This window comes from Micromonospora sp. NBC_00362, from assembly GCF_026342155.1.
Classification (GTDB): domain Bacteria; phylum Actinomycetota; class Actinomycetes; order Mycobacteriales; family Micromonosporaceae; genus Micromonospora; species Micromonospora hortensis.
In genome coordinates this window covers 1562192-1586842 of sequence record NZ_JAPENH010000001.1, presented here as the reverse complement: position 1 = coordinate 1586842, position 24651 = coordinate 1562192, and the positions used below count along the sequence as shown (strand labels likewise).

General features: G+C 71.7%; 23 protein-coding genes and 1 pseudogene. 8 read left to right on the top strand and 16 right to left on the bottom strand.

Annotated features, from left to right (window positions below):
* Nucleotides 1-5 precede the first annotated feature (5 nt).
* On the bottom strand, nucleotides 6-2780 hold the full coding sequence (locus OG992_RS07290; protein WP_266302759.1) for an ATP-binding protein: 2775 nt from the start codon (nucleotides 2778-2780) through the stop codon (nucleotides 6-8).
* Nucleotides 2781-2982: 202 nt separating this feature from the next.
* Here OG992_RS07290 and OG992_RS07285 point away from each other — a divergent pair, with 202 nt between their 5' ends.
* Nucleotides 2983-4434: a M28 family peptidase gene (locus tag OG992_RS07285; RefSeq protein WP_266302758.1), complete on the top strand. Its 1452-nt coding sequence runs from the start codon at nucleotides 2983-2985 to the stop codon at nucleotides 4432-4434.
* Between the two features lie 79 nt (nucleotides 4435-4513).
* On the opposite strand, the gene OG992_RS07280 is transcribed toward OG992_RS07285, so the two are convergent.
* Nucleotides 4514-5212, bottom strand: a complete 699-nt coding sequence (locus OG992_RS07280) for an SDR family oxidoreductase (protein WP_266302757.1) — start codon at nucleotides 5210-5212, stop codon at nucleotides 4514-4516.
* A gap of 149 nt (nucleotides 5213-5361) precedes the next feature.
* Here OG992_RS07280 and htpG point away from each other — a divergent pair, with 149 nt between their 5' ends.
* Nucleotides 5362-7290 carry a molecular chaperone HtpG gene (htpG, locus tag OG992_RS07275; protein WP_266302756.1) on the top strand — a complete coding sequence of 643 codons (1929 nt, stop codon included), beginning with the start codon at nucleotides 5362-5364 and terminating at the stop codon, nucleotides 7288-7290.
* A 59-nt stretch (nucleotides 7291-7349) separates the two neighbouring features.
* On the opposite strand, the gene OG992_RS07270 is transcribed toward htpG, so the two are convergent.
* Both OG992_RS07270 and OG992_RS07265 read right to left on the bottom strand, forming a co-directional pair.
* Nucleotides 7350-8042, bottom strand: a complete 693-nt coding sequence (locus OG992_RS07270; protein WP_266302755.1) for a nitroreductase family protein — start codon at nucleotides 8040-8042, stop codon at nucleotides 7350-7352.
* Nucleotides 8039-8374, bottom strand: coding sequence for a helix-turn-helix transcriptional regulator (locus OG992_RS07265; RefSeq protein ID WP_266302754.1), 336 nt, complete (start codon nucleotides 8372-8374; stop codon nucleotides 8039-8041). The genes OG992_RS07270 and OG992_RS07265 overlap by 4 nt, the downstream gene beginning before the upstream one ends.
* Before the next feature lie 65 nt (nucleotides 8375-8439).
* Here OG992_RS07265 and OG992_RS07260 point away from each other — a divergent pair, with 65 nt between their 5' ends.
* Nucleotides 8440-9102 (top strand): ThuA domain-containing protein, encoded by a 663-nt coding sequence (locus tag OG992_RS07260; RefSeq protein ID WP_266302753.1) that lies wholly within the window; start codon nucleotides 8440-8442, stop codon nucleotides 9100-9102.
* 69 nt (nucleotides 9103-9171) lie between these two features.
* Here OG992_RS07260 and OG992_RS07255 read toward each other — a convergent pair whose 3' ends face one another.
* From OG992_RS07255 to OG992_RS07245, 3 genes are all read right to left on the bottom strand, one after another.
* Nucleotides 9172-9537, bottom strand: a complete 366-nt coding sequence (locus OG992_RS07255) for a hypothetical protein (protein WP_238682723.1) — start codon at nucleotides 9535-9537, stop codon at nucleotides 9172-9174.
* A gap of 122 nt (nucleotides 9538-9659) precedes the next feature.
* Entirely contained in the window at nucleotides 9660-10847 is a 1188-nt protein-coding gene (dinB, locus tag OG992_RS07250) for a DNA polymerase IV (protein ID WP_266302752.1), read from the bottom strand.
* Nucleotides 10848-10903: 56 nt separating this feature from the next.
* On the bottom strand, nucleotides 10904-11374 hold the full coding sequence (locus OG992_RS07245; protein WP_266302751.1) for a VOC family protein: 471 nt from the start codon (nucleotides 11372-11374) through the stop codon (nucleotides 10904-10906).
* Nucleotides 11375-11435: 61 nt separating this feature from the next.
* Between OG992_RS07245 and OG992_RS07240 the strand changes: the two genes are divergently transcribed.
* A complete protein-coding gene (locus tag OG992_RS07240) occupies nucleotides 11436-12413 on the top strand; it encodes a YafY family protein (protein ID WP_323181945.1) in 978 nt (325 codons plus the stop codon).
* Here the strand turns inward: OG992_RS07240 and OG992_RS07235 are convergent.
* The 4 genes from OG992_RS07235 to OG992_RS07220 all read right to left on the bottom strand — a co-directional run bounded on the left by OG992_RS07235 (nucleotide 12305) and on the right by OG992_RS07220 (nucleotide 16421).
* Nucleotides 12305-12901 (bottom strand): GNAT family N-acetyltransferase, encoded by a 597-nt coding sequence (locus OG992_RS07235; protein ID WP_266302749.1) that lies wholly within the window; start codon nucleotides 12899-12901, stop codon nucleotides 12305-12307. The genes OG992_RS07240 and OG992_RS07235 overlap by 109 nt on opposite strands.
* Nucleotides 12898-13422: a GNAT family N-acetyltransferase gene (locus OG992_RS07230; protein ID WP_266302748.1), complete on the bottom strand. Its 525-nt coding sequence runs from the start codon at nucleotides 13420-13422 to the stop codon at nucleotides 12898-12900. Before OG992_RS07230 ends, OG992_RS07235 begins: the two co-directional genes overlap by 4 nt.
* A gap of 226 nt (nucleotides 13423-13648) precedes the next feature.
* On the bottom strand, nucleotides 13649-15223 hold the full coding sequence (locus tag OG992_RS07225; RefSeq protein ID WP_266302747.1) for an FMN-binding glutamate synthase family protein: 1575 nt from the start codon (nucleotides 15221-15223) through the stop codon (nucleotides 13649-13651).
* 88 nt (nucleotides 15224-15311) lie between these two features.
* A complete protein-coding gene (locus tag OG992_RS07220; protein WP_238682730.1) occupies nucleotides 15312-16421 on the bottom strand; it encodes an N-acetylmuramoyl-L-alanine amidase in 1110 nt (369 codons plus the stop codon).
* Between the two features lie 207 nt (nucleotides 16422-16628).
* Between OG992_RS07220 and OG992_RS07215 the strand changes: the two genes are divergently transcribed.
* From OG992_RS07215 to OG992_RS07205, 3 genes and pseudogenes are all read left to right on the top strand, one after another.
* The gene (locus OG992_RS07215; protein WP_238682731.1) at nucleotides 16629-17099 is read left to right on the top strand and encodes a DIP1984 family protein; all 471 of its coding nucleotides are present in this window, start codon (nucleotides 16629-16631) and stop codon (nucleotides 17097-17099) included.
* A gap of 361 nt (nucleotides 17100-17460) precedes the next feature.
* Nucleotides 17461-18189: pseudogene (locus OG992_RS07210) on the top strand (hypothetical protein); the annotation flags it as partial.
* Nucleotides 18190-18821: 632 nt separating this feature from the next.
* Complete coding sequence (locus OG992_RS07205) at nucleotides 18822-20162, top strand: MFS transporter (protein WP_266302745.1); 1341 nt, start codon at nucleotides 18822-18824, stop codon at nucleotides 20160-20162.
* A gap of 46 nt (nucleotides 20163-20208) precedes the next feature.
* Here OG992_RS07205 and OG992_RS07200 read toward each other — a convergent pair whose 3' ends face one another.
* The 4 genes from OG992_RS07200 to OG992_RS07185 form a co-directional block, all read right to left on the bottom strand.
* On the bottom strand, nucleotides 20209-20595 hold the full coding sequence (locus tag OG992_RS07200; RefSeq protein ID WP_266302744.1) for a VOC family protein: 387 nt from the start codon (nucleotides 20593-20595) through the stop codon (nucleotides 20209-20211).
* Nucleotides 20592-21317: a hypothetical protein gene (locus OG992_RS07195; protein WP_266302743.1), complete on the bottom strand. Its 726-nt coding sequence runs from the start codon at nucleotides 21315-21317 to the stop codon at nucleotides 20592-20594. The genes OG992_RS07200 and OG992_RS07195 overlap by 4 nt, the downstream gene beginning before the upstream one ends.
* A gap of 188 nt (nucleotides 21318-21505) precedes the next feature.
* The gene (locus OG992_RS07190) at nucleotides 21506-21922 is read right to left on the bottom strand and encodes a YchJ family metal-binding protein (RefSeq protein ID WP_266302742.1); all 417 of its coding nucleotides are present in this window, start codon (nucleotides 21920-21922) and stop codon (nucleotides 21506-21508) included.
* 24 nt (nucleotides 21923-21946) lie between these two features.
* Complete coding sequence (locus tag OG992_RS07185) at nucleotides 21947-22714, bottom strand: SGNH/GDSL hydrolase family protein (RefSeq protein ID WP_266305169.1); 768 nt, start codon at nucleotides 22712-22714, stop codon at nucleotides 21947-21949.
* Between the two features lie 88 nt (nucleotides 22715-22802).
* Between OG992_RS07185 and OG992_RS07180 the strand changes: the two genes are divergently transcribed.
* A complete protein-coding gene (locus OG992_RS07180) occupies nucleotides 22803-23513 on the top strand; it encodes an MBL fold metallo-hydrolase (protein ID WP_266302741.1) in 711 nt (236 codons plus the stop codon).
* Between the two features lie 18 nt (nucleotides 23514-23531).
* Here the strand turns inward: OG992_RS07180 and OG992_RS07175 are convergent, their stop codons facing one another.
* A complete protein-coding gene (locus tag OG992_RS07175) occupies nucleotides 23532-24632 on the bottom strand; it encodes a magnesium and cobalt transport protein CorA (protein WP_238682738.1) in 1101 nt (366 codons plus the stop codon).
* Nucleotides 24633-24651: the final 19 nt, after the last annotated feature.

Below are 24651 nucleotides of genomic sequence, written 5' to 3'. Positions count from 1 at the left end.
GGCACTCAGGCCAGTCGACGCTCGATGGTCACCGTCGTCCCCTCGGCGGTGGAGACCAGCCGCACGTCACCGTAGGCGTTCATCAGCAGCGCGCCGCGTCCCCGGTCCATCGCCGGCCGGCGGTCCCGCCAGGTGCCGAAGTCCCGTACCGAGATCCGGATCAGTCCGCCACCCACCTGGACGCGCACCCGTACCTCCGGACGGCTGGGTCGCTGCGCGTGCTCGACGGCGTTGTTGATGGCCTCGGAGGCGGCGAGCAGGAGATCTTCCAGCACGTCCGGGTCGACGTCCAGCTCGCCCAACGCGCCCCGGACGTCGCGACGCATCGCGGCGGCGGAGGTGGGCACGGACGGGTACGTCCACTCGACGTCCAGGAGGTCGCCCAGCCCGTCCGGCTCGGGCGGCGCCTCCACCACCACTGACGCGTCGCGGACGGTTTCGACCGCCGGGGTCGGCGCAACGGGGCCGGTCGGGGCGGTTCGCGCCGGGGGAGCTGCGGCAGCGACAGTCGCCGGGTCGCCGACCACGGCAACGGCAGGGGCGCGGTCGCGGGCTCGGCGGATGCTGGCCCGGATCCGGGCGATCAACTCGGCCGCGGCGAATGGTTTGACCAGGTAGTCGTCGGCGCCCAGGCTCAGGCCCTCCACGCTGGCCTCCCCGCCGGCACGGGCGGAGAGCACCAGCACCGGCAGCGTCCGGGTCGTCGGGTCGGCGCGTAGTCGGCGCACCAGGTCGAAGCCGTCCAGCACCGGCATCATCACGTCGGTCAGGACCAGGTCGGGCAGATCGCTGTGGATCTCGTCGAGGGCCTGCCGGCCGTCGGTGACGGCCCGCACCCGCCAGCCCTGCCCGGTGAGCAGCCGGGTGAGGTACGCCCGCATGTCGGCGTTGTCGTCGGCGAGCAGGATCCGGGCGCCGGTCAGCTCGTCAGTGGCCGCCCCGCACGCGGGATCGGGCTCGGTCAGCGCGTCGTCCGGTTCGGTGAGCCAGCCCATCGCCTCCTCGACGGCGGCGCGGGCCGCGTCACCCCGCCCGTCCACCGCCGGCCCGGTGACCGCGGTGCGGTGCGCCGCCGACCAGGGCAGCGTCACGGTGAACCTGCTGCCGACGCCCACCTGGCTGGTCACGCGCACGTCGCCGCCCTCCAGCCGGGCCAACTCGTGCACCAGGGCCAGGCCGATGCCAGTGCCCTCGTGACTGCGCGAGCGGGCGCCTCGCACCCGGTGGAAGCGTTCGAAGAGTTTCGGCAGGTCCCGTTCCGCGATGCCGATGCCGGTGTCCGCGACGGTGAGGCGCACCTCCTCGTCGTCGGCGTCGAGGGTGACCCGGATGCGGCCGATGAACGTGTACTTCAGCGCGTTGGAGAGCAGGTTCGTGACGATGCGTTCCCAGTTGACCGGGTCGACAGCGACCGGCCGGGGCAGCGGTGGGCAGCTCACCTCGAGGGTCAGCCCGGCCCGCTCGACGGCGGCCCGGAACACCCCGGCGAGCTCGGCGGTCAGCGCGGCCAGGTCCACCACCCGGGCGTCGCTGCGCGCCCGCCCGGCCTCCAGGCTGGAGAAGGTGAGCAGGCTGTTCACAAGCGTCAACAGTCGGGTGGCGTTACGCCAGCCGGTCTCCACCCGCTCCCGCTGCACCGCCGCCAACGGCGCGGTGGCGTCGGTGAGGGCGTCGGTCAGCGGACCGAGGATGAGGGTCAACGGGGTACGGAACTCGTGGCTGACGTTGGCGAAGAAGTCGGTCTTGACCCGGTCCAGTTCCGCCATCGCCTCGACCCGGCGCCGCTCCTCCTCGTACTCCTGGGCGTTGCGCACCGCCACGGAGATCTGCTGGGCGAGCAGCTGGTGGAAGGAGCGGTACGCCTCGTCGAGCCCTCGGCTGGGGCTGACCCCGGCGAGCAGGACGCCGAGCGGCTGGTCCTCGTCGGCGGAGGGCAGCGGCAGCGCCAGCGCGGTGCGGACCGGGTCGTTCCACGGGCCGGCGGGCAGCGGCAGCCGGTCGGTGACGTCGGTCACCTGGGTCGCCCGGCCCTCGGCGGCGTCCGTCAGCCCCCAGGCGTACGCGGGCGGGCCCGGGTCGGTCAGCTCGACGGATTCCGGCAGGGCCTGGGCGTGCCCCTGGTCGCTGCCGGTGCAGGCGACCCGGCGCAGCGCCGTGCCGTCGCGCAGGTAGATGGCGGCGAACGGCACGTCCAAGGGGTGGCCGTCGATCACGTCGATCAGCCGAGCGCCGGTGGCGTCCACGTCGACGGTGCGCCCGTCGCCGAGCACGGACAGGTCGCGCAGGAGACGGAGCCGGCGTTCACCGACCACCTGCTGGGTGACCTCGCTGCACACGGTCAGTACGCCGACGGTGCGGCCGTCGTCGTCGCGGGCGGGGGCGTGCGAGACGCTGAAGTACGCCTCCTCGCGATAGCCGGACCGTTCCAGCAGCAGTTGCAGGGCGGGGACCCAGCTGGCCACCCCGGTCGCCATGGCCTTTTCGATCAGCGGGGCGAGCACGTGCCAGCCCTCGGCCAGCGTCACTCGTACGTCGTCGCCGAGCGCGGCGGGGTGCTTGTCGCCGATCAGCGCTGAGTACGCGTCGTTGTAGAGCTGCGAGTAGCTCTCGCCCCAGAGCAGCAGCATGGGATAGCGGGAGGAGAGCACCACCCGGACGGCGGCGCGCAGACTCTGCGGCCAACCGTCGACCGGGCCCAGCGGGGTGCCGGCCCAGTCCAGCTGTGCCATCAACCGCCCGGTCTCGCCGCCGAGGAACAGGTCAGTGCTGGGTCGTGTCACGCTCGATCCGACCCCATCGCAAGCCCCCGTTCCGGGCCCGACGACCCCTGCCGCGTTACCTACCCATCCTGACACCTCTACTCACCTGTGCCGACGCCGGTACCCACCGTCGAACCGGCGGCGGTTCGGGACGAACGACCGATGCTCAGGAAATAGATATCTGTAAGTGTCTCGGGTATCTCTCCAACCCCGAGGAGCCCCCATGAGAGGCAGAACGCTGAGCGCGGGAATCGCGCTCGCCGTGTTCGCCGGGATGACGGTGCCGTTGGCCGCCCAAACGGCGACCGCGTCACCTCCGACCGCCACGACGGTGACCCGGCCGATCGCCGCGTCCGCCGCCGCGTTGGCCGCGCCGGACATCTCCATCACCAACGTCCAGGCGCACCTGACCCAGTTCAACGCCATCGCCACCAGCAACGGTGGCAACCGACGGGCCGGCTCGGCCGGCTACACCGCCTCGCTCAACTACGTCAAGACCAGGCTCCAGTCGGCCGGCTACACCGTCAGCGAGCAGTACTGCTCCAGCTGCCGGTACCCTTCGAACAACCTCATCGCCGAGTGGCCCGGCGGCCCGGCCGACCAGGTGGTCATGTTCGGCGCGCACCTCGATGGTGTCGCGGCCGGTCCGGGCATCAACGACAACGCCACCGGCTCGTCGACCCTGCTGGAGAACGCGCTGGTCCTGGCCGCGCAGAACCCGACGGTGACCAAACGGGTGCGGTTCGCCTGGTGGACCGACGAGGAGCAGGGGCTCAACGGCTCCCGGTTCTACGTCAACTCGCTCAGCGCCACCCAGCGCGGCTACATCAAGGGTTACTACAACTTCGACATGGTCGGCTCGACCAACGGCGGCTACTTCATCAACCGGGTCAGCTCGACCACGGCGGCGCCACTGAAGGCGTACTGGGACTCGTTGGGCCTGCAACCGGAGGAGAACGTCGAGGGCCAGGGTCGCTCCGACGACTACTACTTCCAGCAGGCCGGCATCCCCACCTCGGGCTACGCCGCCGGCGCCAGCGCCCGCAAGACCAGCGCCCAGGCCGCCAAGTGGGGCGGCACCGCCAACTCCGCGTACGACCCGTGCTACCACCGGTCCTGCGACACCACCGCCAACGTCAGCGCCACAGTGCTGAACCGGGCGGCCGACGGTGTCGCGTACGCGCTGTGGCAGCTCGCCGTGGGCGGCGGCACCCCGACCTGCACCGGCGGTCAGGTGGTCGGAAACGGTGGCTTCGAGAGCGGCAGCACGCCGTGGACCGCGTCCTCGGGCGTGATCACCAACGCCAGCGGCCAGCCGGCCCGGACCGGGTCGTACAAGGCGTGGCTCAACGGGTTCGGCAGCACCCGCACCGAGAGCCTGTCGCAGTCGGTGACACTGCCGGCCGGCTGCGCCACGTACACGCTGTCGTTCTGGCTGCACATCGACACCGCCGAGACCACCAGCTCCACGGCGTACGACCGGCTCACGGTGCAGGCGGGTTCGACCACCCTGGCGACGTACTCGAATCTCAACGCCGCGACCGGTTACGTGCAGCGCAGCCTCAACGTGGCCGCGTTCGCCGGGCAGGCGGTGACGCTGCGGTTCACCGGCACCGAGGACTCGTCGTTGCAGACCACCTTCGTGATCGATGACGTGACGTTGCAGGCGAGCTGACCGCGTACCCGAGGAAGGGCCGCCACCGGTTTCTCCGGTGGCGGCCCGTCGCGTGGTGGGTCACCCGTCGCGTGGTGGGTCAGGGGAGCTGTGGGTAGAGCGCGGCGACGCCGCCGGCCAGTCCGGCCTGCACCTGGCGGCTGAGGTCGTCGGCGACGATCTCGTACGCGTCGGCCTCGACGCCGTCCACACCGATGCGGGCGATCGCCGCCGGGTCGGACTTCGGGCCGGTGATGTCAGCGGCCATGTCGGTGTCCAGGTATCCGACGTGCAGGCCGGCGACCCGGACGCCCCGGTCGGCCAGTTGGACGCGCAGCACGTTGGTCATCGCCCACTCGGCGGACTTGGCGGCGCTGTAGGCGGCGTGGGTCGGGGAGCCGAACCAGGACAGGACGGAGAGCACGTTGAGGATCGTTCCGCCGCCGTTGCCGGCGATGACCGGCGCGAACGCCCGGATCGTCGACAGGGTGCCGATGTAGTGGGTCTCCAACTCCAGCCGGACGAGGTCCAGGTCGCCGTCGAGCAGGTCGGTCCGGGTGTCGATGCCCGCGTTGTTGATCAGCAGGTTCACGCCGCCGGCCAGCTCGGCGGCGGCGGCCACCGAGGCCGGGTCGGTGATGTCGAGGCGGACCGGCGTCACGCCGGGTAGGTCGACGCTGTCGGGGTTGCGGGCGCCGGCGTAGACGGTGGCGCCCCGGGCGAGGAGTTCGGCGGCAAGGTGCCGGCCGAGGCCACGGTTGGCGCCGGTGACGAGGGCGGTGCTTCCAGCGATCTTCATGGCCGTCACGCTATCCGACCTGACTTCTGTTGAGCAAAGTCAGCTATGTCACGGGGTCGGCCGCTCGGATCGGGAATACGACCCGGACGCGCCCACACCCCGACCGGTGACGACTCGTATCCTTTCCGCGAACCTTCGCACGAGCCGAGATGGGAGACGGTGTGAGCAACCAGGCCGAAACGTTGGAATTCCAGGCCGAGGCGCGTCAGCTCCTCCAGTTGGTGGTCCACTCGATCTATTCGAACAAGGACGTCTTCCTGCGGGAACTCATCTCGAACGCGTCCGACGCACTGGACAAGCTCCGGCTGGCCACCCTCGTCGACAAGGAACTCGTCGCCGACACCGACGACCTGCACGTCGCCCTGGAGATCGACAGCGACGCCCGCACCCTCACCGTGCGCGACAACGGCATCGGGATGACCCGCGACGAGGTCGTCCAGCTGATCGGCACGATCGCCAAGTCGGGCACCGCCGAGCTGCTGCGCCAACTGCGCGAGTCCGCCGACACCCACGCCAAGCAGGACCTCATCGGCCAGTTCGGCGTCGGCTTCTACGCCGCGTTCATGGTCGCCGACCGGGTCACCCTGCTGACCCGCAAGGCCGGCGAGACCGGCGGCACCCGCTGGGAGTCCACCGGCGAGGGCACCTACTCGATCGAGGCGGTCGACGAGGCGCCGCAGGGCACCACAGTGACGCTGCACCTCAAGCCGGCCGACACCGAGGACAACCTGCACGACTACACCGCCGAGTGGACCGTCCGCGAGATCGTCAAGCGCTACTCCGACTTCATCGCCTGGCCGATCCGGATGAGCGTCGAACGCCCCGGCGCCGACGGTGAGCCCGCCACCCGCGAGGTGCAGACCCTCAACTCGATGAAGGCACTCTGGGCGCGGCCCCGCGACGAGGTCGACGCCGCCGAGTACAACGAGTTCTACAAGCACGTCAGCCACGACTGGGCCGACCCGCTCGAGGTCGTGCACATGAAGGGCGAGGGCACCTTCGAGTACGAGGCGCTGCTCTTCCTGCCCAGCCACGCCCCACTGGACCTGTTCTCCCCGCAGGGCCGCCGAGGCGTCCAGCTCTACGTCAAGCGCGTCTTCATCATGGACGACTGCGAAGCGCTGGTCCCGACCTACCTGCGCTTCGTCAAGGGCGTGGTCGACGCGCACGACCTGTCGCTGAACATCTCCCGGGAGATCCTGCAGCAGGACCGGCAGATCCAGATCGTCCGCCGCCGCCTGGTCAAGAAGGTCCTCGCCACGGTCAAGGACCTCAAGGCCAACCACGCGGAGCGCTACCGCACCTTCTGGACCGAGTTCGGCGCCGTGGTCAAGGAAGGGCTGATCGACGACACCGACAACCGCGACACCCTGCTGGACATCCTGTCGGTGGCCACGACCAACGACCCGGCCGAGCCCACCGACCTGGCCGGCTACGTGTCGCGGATGAAGGACGGCCAGAACGACATCTGGTACGCCACCGGCGAGTCCCGGGCCGCGATCGAGAACTCTCCGCACCTGGAGGCGTTCCGGGCCAAGGGGCACGAGGTGCTGCTGCTCACCGACCAGGTCGACGAGGTGTGGGTCGAGCGGGTCGGCACGTACGACGGTCGGCCACTGCGCTCGATCGCCAAGGGCGAGATCGACCTGGACACCGACGAGGAGAAGCAGCAGGCCGAGGCCGAGCGCGAGCAGCAGCGACAGGAGTTCGCCGGGCTGCTCGACTGGCTGGGCACCACCCTCACGGACAGCGTCCGGGAGGTCCGCCTGTCGTCGCGGCTGACCACCTCACCGGCCTGCGTCGTCGGCGACGCCCACGACCTCACCCCGACCCTGGAGAAGATGTACCGGGCGATGGGGCACGAGATCCCCACCACCAAGCGAATCCTGGAGATCAACCCCGGTCACCCGCTGGTGTCCGGGCTGCGCAAGGCCCACGAGCAGGGCAGCGACACCGCCGCCCTGACCGAGACCGCCGAGCTGCTCTACGGCCTGGCGGTGCTCGCCGAGGGCGGTGAGCTGCCCGACCCGGCCCGCTTCACCCGGACGCTCGCCGACCGGCTGGCGCGCACCCTGTAGGCGTACCCCTTCGGCTGCGGGGTTCCCGGATCACCGGGAAGCCCGCAGCCGGCGGGCCGCTACCAACGGTTCCAGTGGGCGAACGCGTCCGCGTCGGCCCGCGGACCGGGCTTGAAGTCGGTGCCGAGGGTGTACGCGACCGGAGTGAGGGCGACCTGTACGACGGTGTCGTAGGGGATGCCGAGCAGTTCGGCCATCTCCCGCTCGTAGCTGAGATGGCTGGTGGTCCAGGCGGTGCCGAGCCCGCGTTCCCGGGCGGCCAGCATGAAGCTCCAGAACGCCGGGATCACCGAACCCCAGGCTCCCGCCTGCCCGCGCACGCTGTCCAGTTCGGCGCGTGACTCGACGCGCAGACAGGGGATGAGCAGCAACGGGACCTCGTGCAGGTGGTCCGCCAGGTGCGCCAGACTGCCGGCGATCCGACCCCACTGCTCGGAGGCGAAGTCCATCCGGCTGAAAGCCGGCCCGGTGCCGCCCGACGCCGGTGGCGGCGCCATCAGGCCGCGTCGCCACAGTCGGGCGACGGCCGCCCGGGTCTCGCGGTCCTCGACGAAGATGAAGTCCCAGCGCTGCCTGTTGCGGCCACTGGGTGCCTGGAGCGCGATGCGCACACAGTCCTCGATCACGTCGCGGGGGACCGGACGCCCCAGGTCGAGACGTTTGCGGACGGCGCGGGTCGTGCTCAGGACCTCGTCCGCGGACAGGCCCAGCGTGCTCGGCGGCTTCTTTCCGCCTGATGTGGCCTCGGTCATGCGGGCACTCCCACTCGCTCCGGCAGGTCAAGGTTGGCGAGGATCGCGGAAAGGATTCCCGGAAACCGGTGGTTGATCTCGTCGGCCCGCAATTCGTGGCGACGGAAACTGCCGTTCGGTGTGACACGGAGGACGCCGGCGGCCCGCAGGACCTTCAGGTGATGCGAGAGCGTGGACATGCTGACGTCGGACAGCGCGTCGAATTGGCCGCAGACGACACCGCCGGCCTGTGCCAACTGCCGTACGACGCTGAGGCGCACCGGGTCGGCCAGGGCGCCGAGCAGGGTGGCCAGGTCGACCGAGGTGAGATCGGGATGATGCAGGGCTCTCATGGACGCCATGCTAGCTTTCATTTCGTGATTTCGAAAATAATCCAAATGATGAACGGAGCACCGGCATGTCTGTCGACACCGTGATCTTCAGCGGGGAGGGCCCGCACGCCGACCCCTGGCACCCGCTGGCCGAAACCAGCGCCGCGCTGGCCCGGCTGATCGGCGACGAGGGTTCGGTAGCGATCGTGACAGCCGTCGACCAGCTCGAGGTCGCGCTCGGCGGCGCGCGCCTGCTGGTGGTGAACGCGAGCGCGGACCGCACAACCCCGATTCCCGAGGACGAGAACTTCGCCCGCGTCCTCGACGACTTCCTGGCCCGTGGCGGCAGCCTGCTCGCCGTGCACAGCGCCACGATCGCGTTTCCCCAGCTGGCAAGCTGGCGCTCCACCGTCGGCGCCGTCTGGGCCCACGGCCGGACCTTCCACCCGCCGATCGGCCCGAGTCTCATCCGCCGCAGCGGTGTGGAACACCCGATCAGCGCCGGGCTCGGGGACTTCGAGGTTCACGACGAGCGCTACACCGAGTTGGAGCTGGTCGACGGCCTGGACGTCGAGCCCCTCTACGTCCACGACGAGGGCGGCGACACCCACCCGCTGGTCTGGGCGCGCACCGTCGGGAGCAGCCGGATCGTCTACGACGCACTCGGCCACGACGTCCGGTCGTACGAGTCGCCGGGGCATCAGGAGCTGCTGCGCCGCATCGTCACCTGGCTCCGCCACGACAGCTGAACGCTCGGCCGGACAACCGACCGAGCGCTCGCCTACGTGGTGCGGATCAGTGCAGGGGTTGGTGGCCCGTCACGCCGCGGAGGCGGCCTTCGACCCTCGGTGCGACGCCACCGGGCCGGCGTTCCAGCCCCAGCGGGGAGCCGGTACCGCCGCGTCGCGACGCCCATCCGTGTCGGCGTCGTCGCTGTCGGTCCCGTCGATGGTCACCTCGACCGAGGCGGGGGTGCTGCGGGCCAGCCGCAGTGAGTGCTCGGCGCCGGTGCGGGCCGCGCACGGCCAGGACTGCCCGGCGCACTGGAGGTTGCGGCACCGGCCCTCGTCGTCCGGCTCGTGGGCGCTCAGCACGTCGATCGCCAACTGCCACAGCAGCGGGTCGGTCACGTCGTGCGGACGCTCGGCGGTGCGACTCGGTCGGTTGCTGGTGTCGTCGGACATGGTGGGCCCCCCTCGTCAGGCTGTACCCCCCAAGGGTCACCCGTCAGCCGCCGGCTAAACCGCCGACCTGCTGTGATGTGTCTCTGATCGCAACTCGGCCGTGGACAGCGCACGCTTATCGGTCAGTCCGGCAGAAGTGGCATCTCCACTTTCGGCTCCCGGCCGAGCAATACCGCCCGAGTGAGCGCCGCTGATCCGAACCGGTCGCGGACCGCGTCGACCGCAGCGTCCAGATCGGACCCGGGGTCCGGCTGGAACGGCAGCTCAGGCTGGACCGGGTTGTCGTCGAGGTTGCCCACTGAGACACCGATCAGTGTGACTCCACGGCGATCGATCTCGGGCAGTGCCGTGCGTAGAAGCGTACGCGCGGCGACGAGCAGTGGCGTCGTGTCCGCCGTCGCCTTACCCACCGTGTGCGAGCGGGTCGCCCGGGTGTAGTCGCCGAAGCGCAGCCGCAACACCACTGTGCGGCCGGACCGCCCGGCCGCCCGCATCCGCCGGCTGACCCGGTCGACCAGGCCGGCGAGGATGGCGTCCAACTCCGTCGAGGCGTGCGGGCCGCGACTCAGCGCGTGTTGCGCGCCCATCGAACCGCGCCGCCGCCCCACCTGCACCGCCCGGGGGTCGTGGTTGTGCGCCAGCCCGTGCAGGTGCCGGCCGGCGCCCGCCCCGAGCAGCGACACCAGCGCCGCCTCACCGAGGCGGGCCACCTCCCCGACGGTACGGATCCGGCGTTCGCGCAGCTTGGCGGCCGTGACCGGGCCGACGCCCCAGAGCCGTTCCACAGGCAGCGGGTGCAGGAACGCCAGCTCGGCGTCCGGTGCGACCACCAGCAGGCCGTCCGGTTTCGCCACGCCGCTGGCCACCTTGGCCAGGAACTTCGTGCGGGCCACTCCCACCGTGATCGGCAGGTGGACCCGCTCGCGGACCTCCCGGCGCAGTCGTTCGGCGATCTCGGCCGGTGGTCCGACCAGCCGCCGCAGCCCACCCACGTCGAGGAACGCCTCGTCGATGGAGAGCCCCTCGACCAGCGGTGTGGTCTGCCGGAAGATCTCGAAGACCGCGCGGCTCGCCGCCGTGTACGCCGACATCCGCGGCGGCACGACGATCGCGTCCGGGCAGAGCCTTCGCGCCTGCTGGCCGCCCATCGCGCTGCGGACGCCCCGCGCCTTCGCCTCGTAGCTGGCCGCCAGCACCACGCCGCCACCGACGATCACCGGCCGCCCACGCAGGCGCGGGTCGTCGCGCTGCTCGACCGACGCGTAGAACGCGTCCAGGTCGGCGTGCAGGATGCTGGCGCCGGACGACACGTACACATGTTCGCATGACGCCCGGCCAGTGCGGCGGTGAGCTGCGCGAACGCCGGTCAGTCGAGGCAGAACTCGTTGCCCTCGGGGTCGGCCATGATGAGATGACCGGCGCCCAACGGGGGAGTGGGCTCGTGCCTACTGAGCCGCCTGGCGCCATGTGAGGCGAGCCGCTCGGCCTCCGCCTCCAGGGCCGCCATCCGTTCGTCACCCTCCAGCCCGGGGGCCGCGCGTACGTCGAGATGGACGCGGTTCTTCACCTGCTTGTGCTCCGGCACCCGCTGGAAGAACAGCCGTGGTCGCGAGCCCTCGGGGTCGACCACCGCCGACGCGTCGTTGCGGTTCTCCGGCGGCACACCCATCGCCTCCAGCGCCTGGTCCCAGGACTCGAAGTTCCCGGGTGGGGCCTGCACCTGATAGCCGAGCGCCTCGGCCCAGAACGTGGCCAACCCCGCCGGGTCGGCGCAGTCGAACGTGATCTGGACGTAGCGGGTCACGGCGGATCCCTGCTTCCTGTTCTGGTCGGTCATGATCCCAGCCTCTCGCTGATAGCGGACAGGGATGTTCCGCTATCAGTGCAACGATCGACTGGTGACCGTCGAGGCGACGACCGAGCGGGTGCTGCGCCTTCTGGCGCTGCTGCAACGACGTCTGTCCTGGACGGCCGCCGAACTCGCCGCCGAGCTGGGGGTCACCGGCCGCTGCGTGCGCCGCGACGTGCAGCGTCTGCGGACACTCGGCTACCCGGTGCACGCGGTGTCGGGCGTCGGCGGCGGCTACCAACTCGGTGCCGGCACCCGGCTGCCGCCGTTGCTCCTCGACGACGAGGAGGCGATCGCCACGGCGGTGTCTCTGCGGCTCGCCTCCGGGGGCACTGTCGCCGGGGCGAGCGAGGCCGCGCTGCGGGCCCTCGCGAAGCTCGACCAGGTGATGCCGTCGCGGCTCCGCGCCGAGGTGCGGGCGGTGCACGGCTCCACCGACACCCTCATCGGCCCGGTCGCCGAGATCGACGCGGAGCTGCTGGTGACACTCGCCCGCGCCTGTCGGGACGGGGTACGCGTTCGATTCCACTATCCCGGCCGGGACGCTGGTGAGCGGGAACGGACGGTCGAGCCGATCCGGATGGTCACGACCGGCCGCCGTTGGTATCTGATGGCCTGGGACGTCGACCGCGCCGACTGGCGGACGTTCCGGCTGGACCGGATGCGGGCGGCGGTGGCGACGACCTGGCGTTTCGCGGCGCGCGAGCACCCGGATCCGGTCGCCTTCGTGCAGCGGGCCGTGACCGGTGCGCCGTACCGCTACCTCGCCCGGGTGCGGGTGCACGCCCAACCGGAGCGGTTGCGGGAGGTGGTCCCACCACAGGTGGGGCGGGTCGAGGACGACCGCGACGGATGGTGCGTGCTGGTCGTCGGCGGCGACGACCTGGACTGGCTCGCCGCGCACCTCGCCCGCCTGGATCACGAGATGGAGGTGCTGGAGCCTCCCGAGCTGCGCGAGGCCGCAGGCCGGCTCGCCCGTCGCCTCGCGGCGCTGGCCGGTGCGACGTCGGAGCCCGGCGCGCGGTGACGCAGCGTGTAGTGGCGCAGCGACACCGGGCCGCCGTCGGAAGCGGTCCATGGTGCCGTGCTGGTGCCGACACACCGCCATCCTGCGCGCTCGTACAGCGCGGCGGCGGCGGTGCCACCGCCGGCCAACTCCAGCACCAGGTCCGTTGCGCGTTTGTCCGCCCACTGGCGGGCCCGGTCCAGCAGCGCGCTGCCCAGCGCCAACCCACGGGCTCTCGGCGCTACGAAGAGACGAGCCACCTCGGCCGTCGGTCGGCCGGGCGGCCCGTCCACCTGATCGGGGATCCGGTGTACCGCGACGTGTCCGACGACGGCCGCGTCGGCGTCTACGGCGACCCAGGCTCGCGCCGGGTGCGGCTCGCGCAGCCAGCGGTGCGGGTCGGCGGGCCAGTTCAGCGGGTACCCGTCGACCCGGTGAACCTCGGCGAGCGCCGCGACGCAGCCGTCCAGGTCGGTGGCACGCCGCCGACGGATAGCGGGTCGGTTCACAGGTCGTCGAACGGGCCGGCGTAGCGGAACTCGCCCCGGATCGACTCGCGCCACGCGTGCGACGGCCGAGCCATGAAGTACTGCGGCCCCCACGGCTGCGGCGGGGTGACGCCCAGCTCGACGGCCGGCCGGAACCCGAAGCGCGGGTAGTAGTCGGGATGCCCGAGCAGGACCACCAGGGGTTCGTCCCGCGCGTCGGCAGCGCCGAGCACCGCGTGCATCAACGCACTGCCGACCCCTCGTCGCTGCCAGGTGGGCAACACACCCAGCGGCCCCAGGCCCAACGCCACCGGCGCACCGCCCACCCGGCCGCGGGTGGCCACCACGTGCCCCACCACGTGGCCGTCCGAATCGGTCGCCACCAGGGAGTACGCGGGCAGCCAGCCCTCGTCGGCGCGCAGCGCGTCGACAAGGGTCGCCTCGACCGGCACGCCGTCACCGCCGTCGGCCTTGGCGAAGGCTGCGGAGTGCACCGCCCGAACGGCGTCGACGTCGGCGGGTGTCTCGCGTCTGATCAGCACCGCGCCACCATAGACGCGGCGTGTCGCCAGCTCCACGCGTTTATCGCGGCGCTTCGCGGACATGGCGGGAAAACGCTTGATGTCTGTGAGTCATCACGATGCCGCACGGTCATCAAGCCGATCCGCGATCGGGGCTTGCGACCCGAGCGACCGGTGGCCCGGCCGCCGGCATGCAGGCTGCCCCGGGCCTGGGACCCCTGTCCACGCTGGCTGGGCGGGCGCGATCTCAGCCGACGGCGGTGGCGGAGGGCGGGGCGCTGCCGCCCTGGGGTGCCTCCGGGGCCATCAGTCGGATGATCTCCGCCTGGTCGGCGGGTGAGGGCAGTCCCCATTCCGGCCGGTAGCCGTACACCTGGTGCAGTGGGGTGGAGCCGGTGCGGCCGTCCAGGATCTCCACGGCGTCGGTGCCGATCAGGCCCGGATGTTCGACGCCGCAGGCCTCGGCGACCTTGGTCAGGTCCCGGCGCAGCGTCCGCAGGTAGTTGGCTGCCCGGACCGACTTCAACGTCGGGTCCAGGCCCCGGGAGAGCCATGCGTTCTGGGTGGCGACGCCGGTCGGGCAGGTGTCGGTGTGGCACTTCTGCGCCTGGATGCAGCCGATCGCCAGCATCGCCTCCCGACCGACGTTGATCAGGTCACAGCCGAGCGCGAACGCCACTATGGCGTTGTCCGGCAGGCCGAGCTTGCCGCCGCCGACGAAGACCACCTGTTCGTGCAGGCCGTGCTCGGCGAAGATCTTGTAGACCCGGGAGAAGCCCTGCTGGAACGGGAGCGACACCGAGTCGGTGAAGATCAGTGGTGCGGCGCCGGTGCCGCCCTCGCCGCCGTCGATCGTCACGAAATCCACACCCCGGCCGGTGTCCCGCATCAGGGTGGCCAACTCCTGCCAGAAGCTCAGGTCACCGACCGCCGACTTGATGCCGACGGGCAGTCCTGTCTCGGCGGCCAGCAGCTCCACCCAGTCGAGCAGGCTGTCGCAGTCGGAGAACTCGGCGTGCCGGGACGGGCTGACGCAGTCCTGACCGGCCGGGATGCCCCGGGTGGCGGCGATCTCGGCGGATACCTTCGCCCCGGGCAGCAGCCCACCGAGGCTCGGCTTGGCGCCCTGGCTCAGCTTGATCTCCAGCGCCCGCACCGGTGCGCCGGCGACCAGGTCCTTCAGCCGGTCGAGGCTGAACCGGCCGTGCTCGTCGCGGCAGCCGAAGTACGCGGTGCCGAGTTGGAAGACCAGCTCACCACCGTTGCGGTGGTACGGCGACAGGCCACCCTCGCCGGTGTTCTGCAGGCAGCCCGCGAGCGCCGCCCCCTTGTTGAGCGCGGTGATGGCGTTGCCGGAGAGCGAGCCGAAGCTCATCCCGGAGATGTTGACGACTGACTCCGGTCGGAACGCCCGGGCGCGTCCCCGTGCCGCGCCAAGCACCTTCGCGCTGGGCAACCGCACGTCGTGACCGGCGGTCGGTGACGACGGCGGCACGGCACGGCCGAACGTACGGTGCTTGATGATCGGGTACCCGGGGGTGTACTCGATGTCGTTGTCAGTGCCGAAACCGAAGTAGTTGTTCTCCTGCTTGGCCGACGCGTACACCCAGCGGCGCTGGTCGCGGGTGAACGGCCGTTCCTCGTTGTTGCCGGCCACGATGTACTGCCGTAGCTCCGGCCCGATCGTCTCCAACAGGTAGCGGGCGCGGCCGAGGACCGGGAAGTTGCGCAGCAGCGCGTGGTCGCGCTGGATCAGGTCCCGCGCGGCGAGGGCCGCGACGGCGGCGGCGACAGCGGGTACGGCTCGACGGGCCCAGGTCATGCCCGGGGTTCTTTCCGCCCGGGCGGCGGATCAAACCGGTGAGCTGGCTGGTGGCGGTGCGGGTGCGCCCCGCACCGCCACCACGCGCTCAGCGGTGCCGGAACGACTCGCGGACCGATCCGCCGACGATCGTGCACCACGTGCTCGTGCTGAGCTTGCCGTTGCGGGGCAGACCGTGCAGCGCCTGAAGGTCCTGCACCGCCCTCCGGGTGGCGTGGTCGTACGCCCCGGTGACGGTGACCGCGTACCCCTTGGTGGCGAGGATTTCCTGCACGGCCGTGACCGGCGCTCCGGTGGCGTGCTGGTCCAGCTCCGGAGCGAGGGTCTCCCAGGTCGGCGTGGTGAGCGTGGCGTCCACGTCCACAGCGATGCCGTTGCGGGCCTGCCAGTCCTGCACCGCCGCGACGGTCGCGGCGTCGAACGTGCCGCTGACGGTCACCGGGTAGCCCCGGTAGGCGAGCAGGTGCTGCACCACCCGGACCGAGGGGGAATTGACGAAACGCCACAGGTCCGGCCAGCGGCGCGCCGGCACGTCACCGAGCTTGGTGCCCAGGGCGGCGTGCACCCGCCGCCGCAGCTCGGGGAACTGCCGGTAGAAGGCCGCGCCCGGGCACTCGGTGGTGCGGAAGTCCCAGTGGCCGAAGATGTCGTGCGCGTGCAGCCCGTACTGCCGGCAGATCGCGACGCAGAGCTTGACCAGCGAGTCGGTCAACGCTTCGGGTGGCGTCTCGGTGACGTAGGTGCCCTCGTTCTCGATGCCGATGGCCCGGCCGTTCTCACCCGGGCAGTGCGCCGAGATCATCTGCCGGTCGCCGGCTTCGAGGCGCTCCAGGCTGCCCCGGCGACCCTCCAGCACGTACCCGCCACGGCTGACAGTGAAGTGCTGGCCGGTGTCCGACCAGCCGTTGCCGTCCATGTGCAGGTCCTGGCAGTCGTGGGCCAGCTTGACCGCCTGCTCGCGGGAGTAGTCGGTGACGTTCGGGAACGCCATGTGGTGCACGATGATCTTGTTGGTGGCGATGGCGCTCACCGACAGCGGGTCCTTCGGCGGGCGGGCGGCCCACTCGTCACAGCTGATGATCCAGTCCAGGTCGGTGCCCGGCGCGGCCTGCGCCGCGCCTGGGAAGGCGAGTTCGCTCCCGACGACGGCGACCGTGGCGGCGCCGAGACCGGCCCGCAGCAGCGTCCGGCGATCCACTTCGGAATGGTCGACGTGCATTGCATCTCCTCCTGCGGCCGACGGCGGGGGGATGAAAAGTAGCTCCAGTGGCCGCACGTACTCCGGAGAATATTGCCAAGACTCGCCCGCGCGCTAGAGGGCGCCCACCCCCAACGGGCAGCCGGAAAACCAGCCGGCGAAAAGATCAACGATCCGCTAACCTGGCCGCTGACTCGGGGGTGGAAGATGAAACTTGGTGAGGCGCTGACCGAACGCGCCGAGGCGGCACGACGGGTCGAGCAGCTGCGGACCCGGATCAACGGCAGCGCCCGGTACCAGGAGGGCGAGCTGCCTCCGGAGGACGCCACTGTGCTCATGGCCGAGCTGGACCAGGTCCTCGACAACCTGGAGACGCTGATCCGGCGCATCAACCGGACCAACGCCACGGTGTCGGTCGACGACCTCGGAACGCTCACCGACGCGTTGGCCCGGCGGGACGTCCTGCGACTGCGGCACGCGGCCATCACGGCGGCCGCCGACGCCGCCGCCGGTAGCGGCCGTGGTCACCCGGCCCGGCAGCTCCGCTCCGAGCTGAAGATGCTCGCCGCGTTGCCGGTCGCCGAGCTTCGGGAACGCGCCGACGGGCTCGCCGGGCAGCTCCGCGAGCTCGAGGTGCGGATCCAGCGCACCAACTGGGAGGCTGACCTGCTGGACTGAATGACTCCAGCAGCGATGTGGAGCAGGTAGCCGTTGTGGAGGCGTGTACACACAGGTCCGGGCTGTAAACCCGGCACCCTTCTTGGCGCGCGGTGGGCAGCGCGGGGTTCGACTCCCCAAGCACAGTGCAGCCCAGCACCGAGGACAGGTAACACCGCAACACGCACACCTCATCACCACGTACAGATCCTCGACGGCGAGGGCGGGTTCGGGGCACTCCACATCCGCGCGGCCGCGTGCTGTTCGCTCACCAGCACTCCGGTCGTGAGGGGCGACCCCGCCTGGTCGGCGTTTCCGCGCGTCGGGTCGGGGGTAGGTCCGGGGCTGACCGTTCCGGCTGCCCCACTTAAGGAATGACCAGATGAGTGACAACGTCAGCGACGCGGTGGGCGACGCTCTCCGCTCGGTGATGCTCTTCCTGCCCAAGGCCGTCGCCTTCCTGGCGATCCTGGTGGCCGGATGGCTGATCGCCAAGGCCGTACTGAAGATCGTGGAGAAGGTCCTCGAACGGGTGGGTTTCGACCGCGCCGTCGAACGCGGCGGCATCCGCCGCGCGTTGAGCCGCTCCCGGTACGACGCCAGTGACATCGTCGCGAAGCTCGTCTACTACGCGGTGCTGCTGTTCACCCTTCAGCTCGCCTTCGGCATCTGGGGGCCGAACCCGATCTCCGACCTGCTCGGCGCGGTGATCGCGTGGCTGCCCCGCGCCTTCGTCGCGATCGTCATCGTCGTGGTCGCCGCAGCCATCGCCAACGCGGTCAAGGACATCATCAGCGGCGCGCTCGGTGGCCTGTCGTACGGTCGGGTGCTGGCCACCATCGCCTCGGTGTTCATTCTCGGTCTCGGTGTCATCGCGGCACTGAACCAGATCGGTGTGGCCACCGCGGTCACCACTCCGGTGCTGATCGCCGTGCTGGCCACGATCGGCGGCGTCCTCGTCGTCGGTGTCGGTGGCGGTCTGATCCGTCCGATGCAGAGCCGCTGGGAGTCGTGGCTGACCCGCGCCGAGCAGGAGTCGCAGCTGATCGCCGAGCACGCCCAGGCGTACCGAGCCGGTCGCCGCGACGCCGAGGCCGAGTTGGCCCGTCGGTCGGCCACCACCAGCGGCGCGGAGGCCACCCAGGTGGTGACCCGACCCGCCGACGCCGACGCCACCCAGGTGGTGACCCGGCCCACCGACCCGGAGGCCACCCAGGTCGTCCACTTCCCGGTCAGCTCCGATGCCACCCAGGCCGTCAATCGCGGTGCCCTCGACGACGTGACGCCGACGCCGGCCCGACCGTCCGCGACCGACGACACGACTCAGGTGGTCAGCGGCTCGGCCGACTCGGACGTCACGCAGGTGGTGGGCACCAACGTCGACCCCGACGCCACCCAGGTGGTCACGGGCGGCACCGACCGCGCGGTGCCCGGGCAGCGCACCAGCGACGACAGTGAGACCACCACTGTCATCCCGCCGGTCGACCGGCGCTGACACCAGCGGTACGGCGGCGGGGCGGGATCGATCTGATCCCGCCCCGCCTCTCGTTGTCCGCCCCCGCCTCGCTCACCTGGCACGGTTCGCGCTGCTCGGCACGCCGAAAGCGCTGGCCGGGGCCGCGCGGGTTGTCTAGCATCGCGGGCATGACCTGGCGACATTGATCCAGCAGCGTCGGCCGATCCCGTGGGCCACCACGGGCACCGCACGTCCGGTGTCCGTCTCCACTCCCACGGGAAGGCCCCATGATCCTCATCGCTCCGCGCGTGCCCGAGCCGGCGGTCCGTCGGCTGACGGCGACCCTCTACGGGTACGCGTTCCTCAGTGACCTCGTCCTGCTCTACCCGCTGTACGTGGTGTTCTTCGCCGACACCGGGCTGTCGGTGGGGCAGATCGCGTCGCTCTTCGTCATCTGGTCCGCCGCCGGCATCCTGTTCGAGGTGCCCTCCGGCGCCTGGGCCGACGTGGTGTCCCGCCGGCTGCTGCTGTGCCTCGCCCCGCTGGTGGCCGCCGCCGGTTTCGCGCTCTGGGTGCTGCTGCCGTCGTACCCGGCGTTCGCTGTCGGTTTCCTGCTCTGGGGCGCTGGTGGCGCACTGGTCTCCGGTGCGTTGGAGGCGTTGGTCTGGACCGAGTTGGACCGGCTCGGCGCGGTCGGCCGGTACGCCCGGGTGCTCGGGCGGGCGCGGACAGCGGGTGTGCTGGGCGTGGTGGTCTCCGGAGTGCTCGCCGGCCCGGTGCTCGCCGTCGGCGGGTACCCGCTGGTCGGCGCGGCCAGCGTGCTCGCCTGCGTGCTCGCCACGATCGTCGCCACCCGCTTCCCGGAACACCGCGCGCCGGGCACCGCAGCCGCCCCGGTCGCCGAGCCGGCGATGGCCGCCCGGCCGGTGGGCGCCGCACCACCGGGGCCGGACGAGCCGGACACCGCCCTGCCCGCGAGCCCGGACGACGATGGTGACCTGGGGTGGTGGGACACGCTGCGGGCCGGGGTGTCGCAGGTCCGCACCCGTCCGCCGGTACGGGCCGCCGTGCTGCTGGTGGCCGTGGTCGCCGCCGACTGGGGTGCCCTGGACGAGTACACCCCGCTGCTGGCCCTGGACACCGGCGTCGGGGCGCAGGCCGTACCCCTGCTGCTCCTGCTGCTCTGGGCCGGAGTGACAGTCGGCGGGCTGCTCGCCCCGGCGGGGGAGCGGCTGGGCAGCCGAGGGTACGCCGCACTGCTGGGGCTGGTCGGCGTCGCGCTGGCCGGAGGTGCCCTGCTCCGGCACCCGGCGGGGTTCGTGCTGCTCGCGGTGGCCTTCGGCGCCGCGCAGTTGGCCACCGTGCTGGCCGACGCGCGGCTCCAGGCCCGGATCACCGGCACCAGCCGCGCCACCGTCACCTCCCTGGCCGGGATGGCCACCGACGTGCTGATCATCGTGACGTACGCCGGCTACGGTCTGCTCGCCACGACGGCCGGCAACGCGGTGGCGTTCGCGCTGACCGCCGGGGCGTACCTCGTGGTCGCGCTGGTGCTACTGACCCACCGCCGGCGCCGGACGGCCGTGCCCACCGGCGTGGCCGCGGCCGTGCCGGGCGGGGCGGACTGACCGCGGCCCGGCGGCGGTCCGAGGAGGCCGCCGCCGGGCCGCACTGTCAGCCGGCCATGTGTAGGAACGACCACTGGTGGCCGTCGAGGTCGCGGAAGCCGCGCATGTACATCGGCCCGTTGGCCATCCCCGGCCCGAGCGACTCCCCGCCGGCGACCGCCGCCTGGTCGACGAGTTCGTCGACCTGCCGTCGGCTCGGCGCCGACAGCCCGACGATCACCTCCCGGCTGGTCGCCGTGTCCGGCGTGGCGACCCCGGTGTACGCCTCGAAGCCCGAACGGAGGTGCAGCACCAGCCGGGTGGTGTCGGAGATGGTGAGCACCGCGCTGTCGCCGTCCGGCTCGGCCTGGTCGCTGGTGAAACCGATCGCCCGGTAGAACTCGGTAGCGGTGGTGAGGTCGCGCACCGGCAGGTTGATGAATGTCATGGTCATCGGTGGTCTCCATCCGTCTCGAGCAACACCTTCAGCACGGCGAGCCGGTCCCTCCAGTACGCCTTCAGCTCCGCGGCCTGCTCGGCTCCGGTCAGCTTCTCGTGCAGGACGTTGACCCGGGCCTTTGACTCGCCGACAGCGTCGATGCCGACGACGATCCTGGTGGGGCCCCCGGCCCAGTCGGCGCGGAAGCTGCGCGGCGCGGTGGCGGTGCGGAGGCGTACCTCGACGTCGGGCAGCCAGCGGGCGCGTGCCGTCTCGTCGGCGAACGCCTCGAACAGTCGCAGTGCCGGCACGGCAACCGTCCGGCTCGCGCTGGCCTCGAAGCCACCGCCACGCCGTTGACCCGGCGCGCGCAGGCCGCGTGCCTGCTCGTACCCGACGGTGACGGTCTGTGCCCACCAGCCCGGCACCTCGTGTTCGGTGGCGAGGTGACGGGCGATCCGGGTGTGCGTCCACTCGGTGGCGGACGCGGCGTCGAGCACTGCGAACCACTCGTCCCAGCCACGGCCGGTCCGGGCGCGGATCAGGTCGTCGGCGATCCGCTCGGTCTGCGCGGCGGCAGCCGAGGCGGTCGGTTCGGTGGGTGCTGGAGGGGACGCGGCGGTGGACGCCGGCTCGACGGTCCGATTGATCAGGTGCCGGCGGGCGGTGGTGTAACTCTCGCCGGTCTTCTCCATCCGGGCACGGACCCGGGCCTTGAACGATCTCTGGGTGGTCATCACATGCTCCCGGTCAACGGCACGGTCACCGGGACTCACGCTCCCGTCGACCCCGCCGGAGTGGGGCATGTGGCACCACGTCCCGAGGGCTCACGGCCCCCTTTGCCTCCGCGTTGCCGACGGCGTGAGCGCCGGGAGGGAGGTGCGGCGCAGGACTACGCCGACGTCATCCTACGCCCAAACGGCCGTCAGGGTTGGTCACCGTCGAGGTAGACCCACCGGCCGTCCTCGCGGACGAACCGGCTGTGTTCGGTCAACGTGCCGGGCCGGCCCGCCTCCCGGTAGTGGGCGTGGAAGGTCACCGTGCCGGCGGCGTCGAGCAGGCCGCCCCGCTCGGTCTCCACGATCTCCAGTCGGGTCCACCGCTGCCCCGGGTCGAGCTCCAGGGAAGCGGGTCGGGTCGAGGAGTGCCAGCTGCGCAGCAGGTAACCGGTGTCGCCGAGGGCGAAGGCGCTGAACCGGGAGCGCATCAACGCCTCGGCCGTCGCGGGAGGTTCGCCGCCGTGCGCCGGCGCACAGCAGTCCGCGTACGCCCGGCCGGAACCGCACGGGCACACCCGTCCCGTTGTCGCGTTCGCCCGTCGACGTCCCGCACCCTTACCCACGTCGCCAATCCTGCCGCACCCGTTCTAGTCGAGCGGCACCGGCAGCGGCACCGGCCGCTTGGCCACCCGATCGTCGCCCGACGACTGGCCGCGTAGGTGCCGGACCAGCCAGGGCAGCAGGTGCCGGCGGGTCCAGGCCAGCTCGGCGCCGAAAACCTCGCCGCGGCGCCGCCGGGGTGCCGGGGGCAACGGTTGTGTCCAGGAGTCGTCGAACCCGGGCAGACCCGCCGTGTACGCCAGTGCGGCGGCGATCCGCTCATGCCCGGCGCTGTTGGCGTGCAGCCGGTCGTCGCTCCACAGCCGGGGATCGGAGGAGACCGGATGAGCGCCCAGGTCGAGGAGGGTGGCCCCGGTCCGCGCGGTGGCGGCCCGCAGCGCCTCGTTGAGCGCCAGCATGCGACCCCGCAGCGGCCGGGCCAACGGCATCACGGGCGCCGGATCCGGCATCGTGAAGGTCAGCACGGTGGCCCCCTGCTCGACCAGTGCCTGCTGCATCGCCGCGACATCCCCGGCGACCTGGTCCGCGTCGAAGGAGGGGCGCAGTACGTCGTTCATGCCGGCGACCACCGTGGCCAGGTCGGGGGCCAGGTCGAGGGCGGGCTGGAGCTGCTCGGCGCGGATCAACGCGGTGGTCCGGCCACGGATGGCCAGGTTCGCGTATTCCAGACCGCCCTGGGCGCGGGCCACCGCCAGGGCGAACCGGTCGGCCCAGCCCCGGTAGCCGCCGACGCCGTCCGGGTCGTCGAGCCCTTCGGTGGTGCTGTCGCCGATCGCCACGTACCGCTGCCACATCACCCGCGCGAGGTTAGCCCTCCGTCAACTCAGGGGAACCGCCGGTCGGTCGAGAACGACAGTTGACGATCCTTCCTAGACTCGCGACATGACGCGAGCCCCTGCGGTGCCACTGGCCCCGAACGTCTGGCGTATCCCCACTGTGGGCCGCGCGGCCGTCAACTCGTACGCCTTCGTCGACGACGACGGCAGCGTCACGTTGGTCGACTGCGGGCTGGCCAAGGCACCGGCCCGGATCGTGCGCGGGCTCGCGGCGATGGGCAAGGTGCCGGCGGACGTCGTCCGTATCGTCCTCACCCACGCCCACCCCGATCACGCTGGCGGCGCTGCGGAACTGGCCCGCCGCACCGGGGCCCCGGTCGCGGCGCACGCCGCCGACGTGCCGTACGCGGAGGCGGGTCGCGCGCCGGTCAGCGACCCGACGGTGACCGGCGGCCGGCTGTTCGCCCGGCTCAACAGCGGCCGGTTTCCGGCGGTCGAGGTGGCCCAGCCGCTGGCCGACGGGGACCTGCTCGACGTCGGTGGTGGCCTGCGGGTGGTGCACACCCCCGGGCACTCGCCCGGGCACGTGTCGCTCCTGCACGAGCCGACCCGCCTGCTGATCACCGGGGACGCGTTGTTCAACGTGTTCGGCGTCCGGTGGCCGATGAAGTGGCTGTGCAGCGACTTCCAGATGACCCGGGAGACCGCGCACGTCCTCGGGGAGCTGGACTACGACCTCGCGGCCTTCACCCACGGCCCCGAGATGACCGACAAACCCCGCGACCGCATCCGCGCCTTCCTCTCCGCGTACCGTTGAGCAGCCCGTCGGCGGGCCTCACAGCCAGCCGGAGCGCCGGAACAGCCGGTACAGGAACAGGGCCGCCGCCGCCATCAGGGTGAGGGCCCCGGCGTAGCCGTAGCGCCAGGCCAGCTCGGGCATGTGGTTGAAGTTCATGCCGTAGATGCCGGCGATGCCGGTCTGGGTGGCCGCGATGGCCGCCCAGGCGGCGATCTTGCGCATGTCGTTGTTCTGCTCGACGGCGAGCTGCGCCAGTCGCGACTGGACGATCGAGGTGAGCAGGTCGTCGTACGCGGCCACCCGATCCACCGCCCGGCTCAGCCGGCCGTCGACGTCGACGAACCAGCGGTGCAGGGCACGCGGCGGTCCGTCGGGTTCGAGCAGCGTACGCATCGGCGCCTGCAACGGCAGGACCGCCCGTTTGAACTCCACCACCTCGCGTTTGAGCTGGTAGATGTGCTGGATGTCGGCCCTGCGGTCGCGGGCGAACACCGCCTCCTCGACCCGCTCCAGGTCCCGTTCCACGTGCCCGGCCACCTCCAGGTAGGAGTCGACCATGCGGGCGCAGACCGCGTACGCCACCGCCCACGGGCCGGCGGCCAGCAGCGAGGGGCGGCGCTCGATGTCGGCGCGGACGCTGCGCAGCGCACCGGCGGCGCCGTGCCGCACGGTGATGGCGAAGCGGTCACCGAGCAGCACCATGACGTCCCCGGTGTCGATCACCTCGGACGTGTCGGTCAGCTCGTCGTGCTCCACGTACCCGGCGGTGCGCAGGACCAGTAGCGTGACCGGCCCGTGGCGCTGCACCGTGGGCCGGTGCCCGTCGGCGAGCGCCTGTTCGACTGTCAGCTCGTCGAGGCCGAAGGTCTGGCCGACCGCGGCGAGCACCGCCGGGCCGGGATCGTGCAGTCCCAGCCACACGAAGGCGTCGCGGCCGTGTCGCGCCCGGGCGTACGCGTCGGCGTAGTGCTGTTGACCGGGCTCCCGGCGGCCGTTGACGTAGACGGCGCAGTCGACCACTGCGTCCGGATTGGACCGGCGGGGGGTGGGGGAGTCGCCCTCGACCCGTCCGAGCAGTCGACGGGCCAGGGCGCGTACGCCCCGACCGGTCCGGTCCCGTACCGGTCGCTGATCCACCGCGTGCCTCCCCGTCGCC